Consider the following 12,673-nt stretch of genomic DNA (forward strand, 5'->3'; position numbering starts at 1 on the left):
CTCAAGACTTACCTACTTTCCGTTTACCAAGACGGCGGACAGCGTCGGAATGGCGGAAACCTGCCCTTTCTGTTGGCCTGCCGCAACCGCCGGCGCAGCTTCCGCCATTTCACCCGGCGCCATCCCCAGCAGGACGGATACGCCCAGCACTATACTAGCGTATTTCTTCAATTTCATCTCTCCAGTCGTCCTATGATAGTCACAAAATAGTTTACAAGTTGACTATATCATAGAAACCTAACACCCGAGACCATTACTTTATATCTAAGGCATACTGCATACAAACAGGCCCGTTTCCCTGTCTTTGCCTTGACCGGACTTGGGCCTGTTTCATTAAATAGATGGATTCAAAATAGCTTTAGGAAAGGTCATGTTTACCGTGGTGCCAAGCCCCGGCGTGCTTTCGAGTGATATCATGCCGCCGATGCGGTCCATGATCTTCTTGACGATGGCGAGACCCAGACCGGTGCCGCCGCTGCTGCGGCTTCTTGACGGGTCCACCCGGTAGAAGCGCTCGAAAACCCGCGGCTGATCCTCAAAAGGAATACCGATGCCCGTGTCCGTAACCCGGACGGCGATCTCTCCGAGTCCGGAAAACGCCGTGACGTGAACGCGTCCGCCCTCCGGCGTGTACTTTAGGGCGTTAATGACGATATTTTGCAGCACCTGTTGCAGAAATACCGAAGAAACGCCTACCAGGAACGAACCTTCGGACCGGTCGTAGGCCAGTTCAACTTCAGGATACAGGCCGTGGCCTTGGTCAACAATTTGCTGCAGAAGCTCGGCGAGATCGGTCCATTCTTGTCCCACGGAAATCGGCCTTTCTTCGAGCTCAGCTTCCATCAACAATTGCTGGGACAACAGTTGTATCCGCGCCGTCTCCGCTAAAATATAGCCTAGCGACTCTTCCAGCACCTCCGGCTTCTCCTTCCCCCACCGGGTCAGCAGCTTCGCATGCCCTTCAATAATAGAAAGCGGGGTTTTCAGCTCATGCGAAGCGTCGCTGATAAATTGCTTCTGCCGCTCAACCCCGGCGTGAATACGTTCCAGCAGTTGGTTGAACGTATCCGCCAGCACGTAGATTTCATCGCGCTGCTTCGGCAGTTCCAGCCGTTCGGTCAGCAGCCCTTCGTCCATGTCTCGCACCCTCTCTGCAATTTGCCTTACCGGAGCGATCGTCCGTTTGGCGATAATATATGACGAAAAACAAGTCAAAACAATACCGAGTACGGTTCCAAGAAATAAGAAAGTTCCGACCTGTCTCACCGAAGCCCCGTATGCTCCGCGGTCTTCCGCAATTTCCAGGGTGACCGTTCCGTAAGCGGGCAAGCTTACCTTTTGCTCCGCCTTCAACACCGCTTCACCGCTCATACCGCGATCGATCTTCGCCAGCGTATCTCCATGCTTATCGATCAGTTGCAGCCGCTGTCCTTCATGAAGACTGGACTCCAATGGATCCAGATCGGGCTGAAAAATCTTCAACCCTCTGCCCGGATGCAGCAAAGAAGGAAGAAAAGTCACATTGGTAATTCTTTGCTTCACCTCATTTAACTGGGCTTGCAGCAGCCGCTGCTCGCTGCGGGCGGACCAGTCACGGTACAGCACGAAAACCAGACTGTTAATCACGATCAATATGCAAGCAATGACAGCGGTGATCAGCAGCATCGTTTTTCTCGTAAAGGTCATTTGCCTACCGCCTCTCTTCTTCGGGATCCCGGAGGACGTAGCCCACGCCCCGGAGGGTGTGGATAAGCCTTGTCCCAAACCCGTCATCCATTTTGGAACGCAAGTAGCGGATATACACGTCGACCACATTGGTTTGTCCCATAAACTGCGTGCCCCAGACCTGGTCCAGCAGCGTTTCCCTTGAGAGCGCACGGTTTTTGTTCTTCATCAGCATATGAAGCAACTCGAATTCCCGCGCCGAAAGCTCGATGGACTGCCCGCTTCGGGTCGCCGTGTGGGCGCTGACATTAAGCTCAAGATCGCCTGCCTCATAAACGGTCGCCTCCGCGGCCCGAACCCGCCGTTTGATCGTCCTTAACCGGGCCAGCAGTTCTTCGATCTCAATCGGTTTCGGCATATAGTCATCCGCGCCGCTGTCGAGACCATTGACCTTGTCAATTAAAGAATCGCGTGCTGTCAGCATAATGATCGGAGTCGATTTTGAGGCCCGGATTCGCTTGCATACCTCGATCCCGTTCAGGTTCGGCAGCATCAGATCCAGTAAAATGTAATCATAAGTATCCGCCAGCGCCATTTCGAGTCCGCTCCGGCCGTCATGGGCCGTCTGCGTTTCATAACCCTCATACTGCAGTTCCAGCTCCATGAGCCTTGCGAACGGCTTCTCATCTTCGATAATCAGAATTTTTTCCAACGGGATTGCACCTGCCACACATGAATTTGTATATATGTACAGCCACCTCCACAAATAAGAATTCGCACGCGCCTTAGCGCTTGTCCGCCTTGCATCCTTATTGTAGTTCGGGCCGGGTTAAAGCGTCTTTATACGTTCATTAGAGTTTGATTAGAAAAATAACAGAAAATGCTTCATCAAAAAGAAATGGAACTCAGCTTTGCATCCGCTCCATGATCGCAGCCGTTACGGCCTCCCAATGCTGCTTCATCTCTTCCCGGGCAAAAGCATCCGCCAGTTTCTCCTGGTGAAAGCTGATCGTCGTTTTGCCTTCATGCGAAGGGTTGGGAATGAGCCGGATCTGCAGGGTGGACGGCTGTGCCCAGCCCTTTCTTTGCCAGGTCATGCGGAGTTGCTCCAACGGCTTAATGACGCGCAACTCTCCGAAGTTTCCTTCCCCGGTGATATACTCATGTCCCGGTTCAAGCTCCAGCGACGGCAAATCTCCCAGCCACAGCTTCAACCCTTCCGGGGAAAGCAGGAACGTCCAGGCCGCCTCCCGGGAAACGGGAAAAGTCCGGCGCACGCCGATTTGAAATCCCGCCGCTTTCGTTTGTCCTATCATTTAAACACTCCTCTCAAAAATTAAGGCGTCAGACCTCTGGCGAACAATTCGACGCTGCTATCCAAAAACTCCGTCAACGCCACGCGGGTAATGCCTTCCGATCCGTACAGGTGGGTCATGAACGCACCGTAATTCATCCACATGAACGTGATCGCCTGCGCCTCGGGCGAGGTCGGAATCAGCTTTCCTTTGTCCATCATCGCGGAAAAATAGTCCGTAAGCAGTTCCCGAAGCTGACTCGGATACTTTTGCGCCTTTTCCCGCACGGCGGATAAATCCGCTTCCTGCAGAACGACGCGAATCCACATCCGGTTGCTGTTCATGATTTCATGGTACGTTTCGGCGATGAGCCGCAAATCGCTACGCAAATCCCACTTCAGCCGCTCCGCAAAAATCGTCTCCATAGCTCCGGTATAATAAAACCGGTCAATCGCCGCGTCCAGCAAATTGAGCTTGCTGCCAAAATTGCGGAACAGCGTCATCTCACTGACCCCCGCCCCGGCGGCAATCTCCTTGGTGGAAACGCCCTTGTAGCCCTTTTCCGCCATCAGCGAGAGCGCGGCCTGCATCAGCTTATCCTTGCTGGTTAGCTTCTGCTTGTTCGTCAACTTCCGCTTATCCGTCGATTTCGGCTTACTTACCGATTTCCGCTTATCCGCAAATTTCCGCTTACTCACCGATTTCTGTCTATCCTTCAATGTCTCATTTGTCTCCATTCTCTTTCCTCCAACGATGTTAGTGATCACTAACATAATTGTATTGTACTCCCATCCTTTTCTCATGTCAAAAAAAGGAAAAGAAATTAAAAGAAGACGCCCAAATGGGCGTCTTTTTCGAATACTATACTTAAATAATCTTGTGCATATAAAGCGAAACCGTCCCACCGTTCCTCTTCCGCTACCCGTTCTTTCGTGGGCCAAAGGTGAGAGTAATTGAGAGTAATTGAGACTAATTGAGACTAATTGAGACAAAGTGGGCCAAAGTCAACGCTGGCTGATTGGATTTTTTCCAATGATCGGATGTTATGATTCCTCCGTATGAGCCTTGATTGGAAGAGTTCCAGCGAAAAAGAGATTAAAACGCCAAATCATGAGTTACTTGGAGCTTTTCATTGGAAATGTTCCAATGAAGGAGCTATTTGCGACGCTGGAGCCCCCTCCGGTTGGAGTTTATCCAATCAAGAGATGTTCCGGCAAATAATGGCTATGTTTCAAGAGAGTTTAGCCAGGCGCTTGCACACAGAAACATGAGTAACATGAGTAACATCAGTAACACCAGTAACATCAGTAATCTCATACCCGTCTCATTAGCCGCACCAGCACTCATTAGCCTCATTAGCCTCATTAGGCCTTATCAGCCTTACCACCATCAACTTCATCAGCCCTTGATCGATCCGGCGACCATCCCTTTCATGATCTGCTCTTGCAGAATGAGATAGACGATGATCGTAGGGATGACGGCGATCGCCATCGCGCCCATCGTCAGGCTGTAATCGGTGCCGAAGCCGTCCGAGAACAGGGACAGGCTGAGCGGCAGCGTTTTGAGTCCTTGCGTGTTGATGAACACGAGGGCAAAGGAGAAATCGTTCCAGAATCTGAGGAACGCAAGAATCGAAATCGTGGCGATGATCGGCGTGCACAGCGGCAGCACGATTTTTCCGAAAATGCCCCACCAGCCGTTGCCGTCGATCATCGCCGCTTCCTCAATCTCTCTCGGAATCGAGGCCATATAAGCCATGGCCAAGAAAATCGCGATTGGCAGCTCAAATGCGGTATAAGGCAAGATCAAAGCCCCGTATGAGTCGAGCAGGTGGATTTTTTTCATGATGATGAATAACGGTACCAACGTACTGTGTATCGGAATCAGCATGCCCGCGAGAAAGACGGCAACCACCGTTTTCTTAAAACGGAACGGAAACCGCGCCAGTACATAGCCCGCCAGCACGCTGAGCAGAATCGTTAACGCAACCGAAACCAGCGTGACGACGGTCGAATTGATCATGGCCCGTCCCATGTTTCCGAGATCCCACGCCCGAACGATGTTTTCCTTCATCCAGACGAGCGGCAAGCCGTAAGGCCGGTTGAAGAAGTCCTGATTACTCTTGAACGCGCTGATAAACAACCAGTACAAAGGGTAAAGCGTCACCACGGAGTAGGCGAGCAGCAGCAGCTTGCCGATCCCGGAAAATCCCTTGAGCGCCAGATTTCTGCCGCTGACGTTTCCGCTGTTCCTGTTAGGCCTGCTCCTTCTCCCGTTCACAACGCCCGTCTGCGGAGTAGTCTCCATTTTCATGTCGCTCCCTCCTTCCCCTTAACCCGACTTCTGCCGGGTTACGATGTAGTTGATGCCGATCAAGAGCGCACTGATGATCATGATCATCGTCGACACGGCCGAACCGTACCCGTACCGGTATACATCGAAGGTGCTGTTGTACATGTAGGTCGCGAGCAGCTCCGTGGAGCGGGCCGGCCCCCCTCCGGTCATGACGATGACATGGTCGAAGGCTTTGAGGCTGCCCGAGATGCACAGCACGAGGGTAACGACGACGGTTCCCCAGATCATCGGGAGCGTCACGGAAACAAGTTTCCGCCAGCCCACGGCGCCGTCGATTTTGGCGGCATCGTCGATTTCGGGCGAAATATTTTGCAACGCGGCGATGAAAATGACCAGGTACGGCCCGATATTGCTCCAGTTGATCGGAATGGAGATGGCAAGCATGTTCACCTGGGGATCGGACAGCCAGGCCCGGGTCCATGATTCAAGCCCGATCAGCTTCAGTACCGTGTTAGCCAAGCCGAACTGCGGGTGATAGATATATCCCCAGATTAACCCGACCACCACGGTGGAGAGCACCATGGGCATAAAAACGGCCGAGCGGACGAAGCGCGAGAAGAACGAATTTTTCAGCAGCAGAAGCGCAAGCAGCAACGCTACGGGAATCTGGCCGATGATGGATGACGCCACCAAGATGAGGTTGTTGCGGAGCGCCCGCCAAAAGATCGGATCCTGAAACATCTCCCGGTAATTGTCCAGTCCAATATAGGCCGCCGCGCCGAAACCCTTCCAGCTGAAAAATCCATAATAGGCCGACCAGAACACCGGCAGAATCACAAACGTCAAAAACAGCAGCAGCGCGGGGATTAAGGCGATGGCAATAAACCCCCTGCTTCGCAAAGCGGTTGGCATAAATCGAGAGCCTCCTTCCTTGAGCAAGTGCAACTAATCTGTCGTGAGATCGCCGACGCCGCCAGGAAGACCGGTTTCTCAAGGTGCCGGGATTACGTAACACGGAACCCAGAACCCGGAACCCGATCTCCCGCTTCCGGCGCGGGCAAAGCATAGCTCGCTTAAGGAGTCACCGATCTCGCCTGCGCATCCTGCACTTTTTGCGCGACCGATTCCGGGGTGCCGCCCATCATGATTTCCTGCAGCCCGTTGTTGATGACATCCGCGGCATCCGCGGACAAGTAGGCATCATAGACCGGGGTGATCCCCGTTTTTTTCACCAGGCTATAGGCCTTGTAGTACAGCGAGCTGACCTTGGCCTGGTCGATCTCCGTATCGTACATGACCATCGAATTGCTCTCCGCAATCGCCTTTTGGGCTTCTGGTCCGCTGACGGCATAGATCAGCTCCAGCGCCGCTTCCTTGGCCTTGCCTTCCGTGCGGCTGCTCAGAGCCAGACCGCCTCCGGCGCCGCCCGTAATCGTATTCGCTTCCCCCTTGCCGCCCGGAATGGCCGGCAGCACGGTCACGTCAATGCTCTTCATTTGCTCTTCCGTGGCCGAAGCCGCCAGATTGGTGAGCGTCCAGGCTCCGCTGACCATCATCGCCGCGTTGCCCTGAATGAAATACTGCTCCGCTTGCGTGTTATCGATACTATTGGCGCCTTCCTGGAACGCTTTGTTATCCACAAGCTGTTTGAAGTAGCCGAGCGCTTCCACGAATTGCGGATCGGTAAATTTGGCGTCTTTTTGCGCTACCGCATTTTTGAACCAATCAGTTCCGGTCACCCGGTCGGCCAGCGAGCCGATAATCGTCGATTGAGCCACCCATGGCGCTTTGTTTCCAAGCGCGATCGGCGTTATTCCGTTCTCGTTGAACACCTTGATCGCCGTCAACATTTCATCCCAAGTCGTCGGTACTTTGACGTTATGCTTTTCAAACAGTGCGGTGTTATAGTATAAAATCGAAGTGGCCGACATGCCCAGCGGAACTGTGTACACTTGCCCTTCTTCAAACTTGTAGGCATCGAAAGCCCCCGGCAAAAATTTATCCCGCCACTCCGGATGACCATCCAGTACTTCCGTAATCGGTTGCAACAATTTCGCATTGTAAAGTTCGGCAGAATGGCTCCCCGCATAGACAAAGAACAGATCCGGCATTTCATTCGCCGCCGCCACGGTGCTTAAACGCTGACGGTAGCCGTCCGGTGGAATCGCCTGCGCATCCAGTTCAACCTCCGGGTGCTCCTGGGCATACTGGTCGATAAAACTTCTCACGGTTTTCGCCCGCAAATCATCGCCCGCAAAGTTGTGCCAAACCGTCAGTTTTACCTTTTCCTCTTTGTTCGCCGTGCCGCCGGCCTTCTCCCCGTTTCCTCCGCACGCGGACAACAGCAGCGCAACAATCAGCAACAGCAGGCCTATTCTTCCTTTGGATCTCATCTTCAGTCCCCCTTGAATGGAATGTGATTGCATGAAAGCCATGTTGAATTAGCCTTAGTATAAAAGAGGGGGGCCTTTGCCCACAGGGGAGAAAATTCAGTCGATAGCGGGACGATTTTCAGATCTTTCGGATTTTTCCCGATATTCCGACGGGGTCAAGCCCGTGAATTTTTTAAACAGGCGGTTAAAATACTTCAAATCCCCGTACCCGATATCGCCCGCCACCTCGCTAACTTTGGCCGGCGTTTCCCGCAGCATGGCCATCGCCTTCTGCATCTTCATCCGAGTCACGAACTCGATGTAATTTTGTCCGGTCTCCCGCTTGAACATCGCGCTGAAATAGTTCGGATTCATATGAACATGCCTTGCCACCTGGTTCAGGGACAGGCTTTGGCCAAGGTGATCGTAAATGTAGGCGATGGCGCTCTGAACCGGACTGATCCCTTCAACCATGCGCTTATATGCGTGCATGATCGTTTCCAAATGGCAATGCAGCACCACTTCGGGATGCTGGGCCAGCCGGTTTAGATCAAATTCCTCTTCAAAATCGGAAAAAGAATACCCATAGCTGATCGAGGCGGCGGCACGTTCCAGCCAGCGGTGACCGGCAACGGCCAGCGAATGGGCATAAGCCCTTAGCGTGCCGGGCGTCGCCTGTCCGTCCAGCCTGATCCACTCCAGCTGCGAATCAATCCATGCCCGAAGGTCGTCATGCGCTCCTCCCCGCAGCAATAACGAAAGCTCATTCTCCTCCTCTTGGGAGCAGATGATTCGGCAGCCTTTGCGGTGCCTGACGTGTTCGTAACGGATACGCCGTTTCGGGTGCAGCAGCCAGCGATAAGAGGCCGCCTCTTCAGCGGTCTCAACCGCTCTGCGCAGATCGCCGACTCCCAGTGCCGGCTGGCCGCAAGCGGCTGATATCCGGCAGCCCAAAGACTGCTCCGCCGCAGCGATGGCCGATTCCACCGGACACCACCCGTCATGGTTTCCCTCCATCCGGACGAGGAGCAACAGCCCGTCGCCCCATGGCAGCCATTCGCAGGGAAGCCGGGCTGCCAGCAGGGTGCCGATGTCTTCCGGTTGCGCATCGGGGGATCGTACCTCTTCCGCCTCGCCCCGGCCCGCAGGCCTCTGTTCGACGGACAGCAGCCATACCTGCAATTCCTGCCCCTTCCCGGACAGCCGCAGGTCGGGATAACGCCGTGATAACTCCTCCCCGGCTTGCTGATCCTCGAGCCCTGACCCCGAAGCGAAGCCCGGCCCGTTATTCAGCAAATTCCGGAGATAGCTTTGGTTGGCCAATCGTTTGTGCGCCGTCCCCATTTCATTGAGCCGCCTTCGCTCTTCCAAGCGCTGTCCGGCCTGCTCTGCAGCCTGAAGGATTTCGTTAGGCCGGCTCGTCTTCAGCAGATAGTCGCCGACGCCTTCGCGAAGCGCTTGCTGAACGTATACGAAGTCATCGAAGCCCGTGATGATGATTAATTCCATCTCGGGAAAACGAAGCTTCACCTCATGGGCCAGATCGAGCCCGCTAAGCCCGGTCATGCGAATGTCCGTAATGATGATTTCCGGAAGCTCCAGCGGAATCCGTTCCAGCGCTTCCTCGGCGGATGCCGCCGGCTCCAGGACGGTAAACCCGTGCTCCGCCCAGGGAATCACCGTGCTTAACCCGGTGCGGATGATCACTTCATCGTCAACAATTAACACCTTCATTGCTGTCTTCCCCTTTGCGGTCTATTTTCGGCCAAGACCGTTGCTGCATGATCAAGGCTCTTCTTTGATCGGAATCGTAAAGCTGACCCGGGTTCCGCTACCCTCCGCGCTTTCTACATGCAGCCCGGAGTCCTTCCCGTAGTGAAGCAACAGCCGCTTGTGAACATTGCGTAACCCGTAGCTTCCTTGCGCGGAGCTCGGACGTTTCGATTCATACCTCGGATCTTCGGCCAACTGGCCTCGCAGCCACTCCAGACGCTCAGCAGGCATGCCCACTCCGTCGTCTTCCACGACAAACCCAAGGCGCTGCCCCTCCCGGGTGATGAAAATGTTTATCGTACCGGGCGCTTTCTGTTTCAAAATACCGTGCAGCATCGCGTTTTCCACCAATGGCTGCAGCAGCAGTTTTAACATGAATTGATCGTACAGACTATCCTCGGCATAGATTTGCAGCACGAAGCGGTCAGGATAGCGGGCGGACTGGATATTGGCGTAATTTTTAACATGCATCATTTCTTGCTGGATCGTGCAGTATTCCTGTCCATTGTTCAGACTGAACCGCAAAAAGTCGCTCAGGGAGCCGACCATGTCGGCGATTTTCGTATCCTGGTTCATGAGCGCCAGCCAATGGATGGAAGACAAGGTGTTATAGAGAAAATGAGGATTGATTTGAACTTGCAGAGCATGCATATCCGCTTCTTTTTTTAGCGATTCGCCCAGCTTGACTTCCTCATTCAGCTTCACGATCCGCGAGCTTAGCCGGTTATAGCTGATAATCAACTGCCCCACTTCATCGATCGATTTCACGGGCAGGGTCGGCAAAGGCTCGTCGGGACTGGCGTTCTTGAGGAATTTCGTTAATGAGGATAGGGGGTTCGTAATTTGCTGGATTAAAACAAGGACGGAAATAATGACGAGCAGGATGGCTGCGGTGACGGCCACGGCCGTTAAAGAAAGAAAATAGCGGTTCTGCGAGCGGTATTCCTGAGCCGGAATAATACCTACCAGTTTCCAGTCCACGCTATCCATCGTTCTGTACAGGATCGTCTTTTTGTCGATACCCTCTCCATAGTCAAAGCTTCCGCTTGTTCCATCGAGCGTACCGATTCCGGGATAGTAGTGGCCGAGCGGCAAGCTGGTCTCCAGTTCCTGGGGACCGGCAATAATCCGGTTCTCCCCGTCGAGCAGCAGGACAAAGCCGCTCTCTTCCATCGCCGCCTGACCGACCTGATGGGCGATGACCGACTGGTCCAGATTGATCTGCAGCTTGCCGATCGGCTTATACTTGTCGGTGCTGCGGACCGGCCTGGCCAGCGTGATGACCTCCCGCATCCCTTCAAAGGTCCACTGGCGGTGGACGGAAGACCACCATTTCGGATGGTTCGCGTAGTAATCGGGCTCGGTTTCCGTAATGTCGGCAAACTGCGAGCGGATCAGCGACTTAAGGGTAATGCTGCGCTTCGTATCGAGCGGCTCAATGACGATATTGGCGACATAGTCTTTGGAGAACGCCAGGCTGTTCAGAAGAAGGTAGATGGAGTTCTGCAATTTCAGGTCGCTCTTCGGCGCTTTCAAATAAGTCTGGACGCTGCTGTTGCCGATCAGAAATAGCGACATACTTTCCGCATCCCCGACCATGGTCGCCAAGTAGGCTTCCAGTTGGCGGAGCGTGTTCATTCCGGAGATTTTGGCCTTTTCTTCGGAAACGCCCTCAGCCATCTTGTAGGAGAACAATCCGAGAAAAAGCAGCGGAACCAGCGTGGCGACGATGATTAACAGAGACAACTTATGCTTGAGCGATTTCCCAAGCCATTGCTGCATACGGCGAGTTCACCCCCGAAACGTACAATTTTTTATCTAATATATCATTGGCAACGCTTTCTTGATAGAACTCAATCGAGAGATGAGCAAAAAACCGCCCGCTGCAAAGCGGACGGCTTCCAAGTCATTTATTTTCTGGTAACGGTGAATCCTTTCTCTTCAAGCAAGTTGACAATGCCGATGTCTCCGGCCATATGCGCCGCTCCTACCACGATCAGGTAGACGGAGGAGTCCTTGCCTTTCAAATAACCTTCGATTTTATCGGCCATGCCAATGTTACGGTCCACGAGCATCGCCTTGTTATATTCTTCGTTCTTGCCCATTTCTTTGACGAGTTCCAGCAGGGCCTCATCGTCGCCGGTCTTCCACATTTCAGCCATAGCTGCCACGCTGTCGTCGACTTGATCAAAATTATTCAACACGGCAAGCAGGTTGTCTTCCTGCAGCTTCTGCGAGAAGTTATTAAACATCCCGAGCTGGGATTCATACGATTCCAGTTCGATAATCGGAAGTTTACGCTCCATCGCCTTTGTAAGGAAGTAAAGGTCGATGCCGGTTTGTCCTTCATATCCTGTCTTGGCAGCCTGGAGCGAAGAAAGCGTCGATTCGACCACCCATGGTTTAAAGGCGTCCAGGGCGTTTTTGTCGAGCCCGTTTTCGGCCAGAATTTTACCCAGCTTGGCGTAAGTGGTTTCGGAAATATGATCCTTCAGCGTGGTTCCGTCCTGATAAGATCCGAGCTTCAGCACCAGCTGCTGGGTTTCCGGGTCGGCAGCTTTGGCAATATCGACTTCTACCCCCAGATAGTCGGCTTCAGTAAATGCATTTTCGATAGCGGGTTGCAGCGGGTAAAAGCTGGAGTCCGCAATGTGCATCGAGCCTAGTAAATATACCTTATTGCCGGCGTTTTCCACTTCCCACAGAAATCCGCGTCCGCCGCTGGCCGCGACTTCTTTGCTTTTCAGGATAACGGTGCGCGAGGCCTCGTCCCAATAGATTTCATATCCGGCCGCTTCTCCGATCGAACGTACCGGAAGATATGTAATGCCTTTAATCACTTTTGGCTCGGAGATCAGTGGAAGGGGCTCTCCGTTGACTACGGCTTTGTTGCCGTTTTGAAGCTCAATGGTCAGATCGCCCTTCGTCCCCTTCACTAGCTTGGCCTTGGCGTCCTGCTCAAACTTGAGATCCAAGGCTTCGAACAGTTCCTCCACAGGTACCAAGGTCGTTCCGCGATCGATTACGGGTGCATGTCCGTCAAAACCGATCTTCTCCCCGTCCACTTGCAGCGACACCGGATTGGCGGCGGCAAAGGTAGTCGGGGCTAACAAGGTTACCGCCAATAGCAGCGATAAAAATGAGGCCGTTATTTTCTTCATCTTCATTTTCCAATTTACCCCTCTCATTGGTATGTTCATAGAGTATCACGAATTGACGCAATGAAGCCAACCTGTCCAAGATACCCTGCATGTTCGGGACCAAGATTATGAA

Annotated in this window: 11 protein-coding genes; all 11 read right to left on the reverse strand. The window is 53.3% G+C overall.

Annotated elements, in window-relative coordinates; translation table 11 throughout:
* Positions 1 to 12: 12 nt before the first annotated feature.
* The 11 genes from ACLB09_RS17985 to ACLB09_RS18035 all read right to left on the reverse strand — a co-directional run bounded on the left by ACLB09_RS17985 (position 13) and on the right by ACLB09_RS18035 (position 12,567).
* Positions 13 to 177 carry a hypothetical protein gene (locus tag ACLB09_RS17985; RefSeq protein WP_410771234.1) on the reverse strand — a complete coding sequence of 55 codons (165 nt, stop codon included), beginning with the start codon at positions 175 to 177 and terminating at the stop codon, positions 13 to 15.
* A 156-nt stretch (positions 178 to 333) separates the two neighbouring features.
* The gene (locus ACLB09_RS17990) at positions 334 to 1,686 is read right to left on the reverse strand and encodes a sensor histidine kinase (protein ID WP_410771235.1); all 1,353 of its coding nucleotides are present in this window, start codon (positions 1,684 to 1,686) and stop codon (positions 334 to 336) included.
* Between the two features lie 4 nt (positions 1,687 to 1,690).
* Positions 1,691 to 2,377, reverse strand: coding sequence for a response regulator transcription factor (locus ACLB09_RS17995; RefSeq protein ID WP_410771236.1), 687 nt, complete (start codon positions 2,375 to 2,377; stop codon positions 1,691 to 1,693).
* A 193-nt stretch (positions 2,378 to 2,570) separates the two neighbouring features.
* Complete coding sequence (locus tag ACLB09_RS18000; RefSeq protein ID WP_410771238.1) at positions 2,571 to 2,981, reverse strand: SRPBCC family protein; 411 nt, start codon at positions 2,979 to 2,981, stop codon at positions 2,571 to 2,573.
* 20 nt (positions 2,982 to 3,001) lie between these two features.
* Positions 3,002 to 3,697: a TetR/AcrR family transcriptional regulator gene (locus ACLB09_RS18005; RefSeq protein ID WP_410771239.1), complete on the reverse strand. Its 696-nt coding sequence runs from the start codon at positions 3,695 to 3,697 to the stop codon at positions 3,002 to 3,004.
* A gap of 661 nt (positions 3,698 to 4,358) precedes the next feature.
* Entirely contained in the window at positions 4,359 to 5,267 is a 909-nt protein-coding gene (locus ACLB09_RS18010) for a carbohydrate ABC transporter permease (protein WP_410771409.1), read from the reverse strand.
* Between the two features lie 24 nt (positions 5,268 to 5,291).
* A complete protein-coding gene (locus tag ACLB09_RS18015) occupies positions 5,292 to 6,167 on the reverse strand; it encodes a carbohydrate ABC transporter permease (protein WP_410771240.1) in 876 nt (291 codons plus the stop codon).
* A 161-nt stretch (positions 6,168 to 6,328) separates the two neighbouring features.
* Positions 6,329 to 7,648 carry an extracellular solute-binding protein gene (locus ACLB09_RS18020; protein ID WP_410771241.1) on the reverse strand — a complete coding sequence of 440 codons (1,320 nt, stop codon included), beginning with the start codon at positions 7,646 to 7,648 and terminating at the stop codon, positions 6,329 to 6,331.
* A gap of 96 nt (positions 7,649 to 7,744) precedes the next feature.
* Positions 7,745 to 9,361 carry a helix-turn-helix domain-containing protein gene (locus tag ACLB09_RS18025; protein WP_410771242.1) on the reverse strand — a complete coding sequence of 539 codons (1,617 nt, stop codon included), beginning with the start codon at positions 9,359 to 9,361 and terminating at the stop codon, positions 7,745 to 7,747.
* A gap of 51 nt (positions 9,362 to 9,412) precedes the next feature.
* Positions 9,413 to 11,182, reverse strand: coding sequence for a cache domain-containing sensor histidine kinase (locus tag ACLB09_RS18030; RefSeq protein ID WP_410771243.1), 1,770 nt, complete (start codon positions 11,180 to 11,182; stop codon positions 9,413 to 9,415).
* A gap of 128 nt (positions 11,183 to 11,310) precedes the next feature.
* Entirely contained in the window at positions 11,311 to 12,567 is a 1,257-nt protein-coding gene (locus ACLB09_RS18035; RefSeq protein WP_410771244.1) for a TraB/GumN family protein, read from the reverse strand.
* Between the last annotated feature and the right edge of the window lie 106 nt (positions 12,568 to 12,673).

Origin of the sequence: Fontibacillus forbon (assembly GCF_046559655.1) — a bacterium.
Lineage (GTDB): Bacteria > Bacillota > Bacilli > Paenibacillales > Paenibacillaceae > Fontibacillus.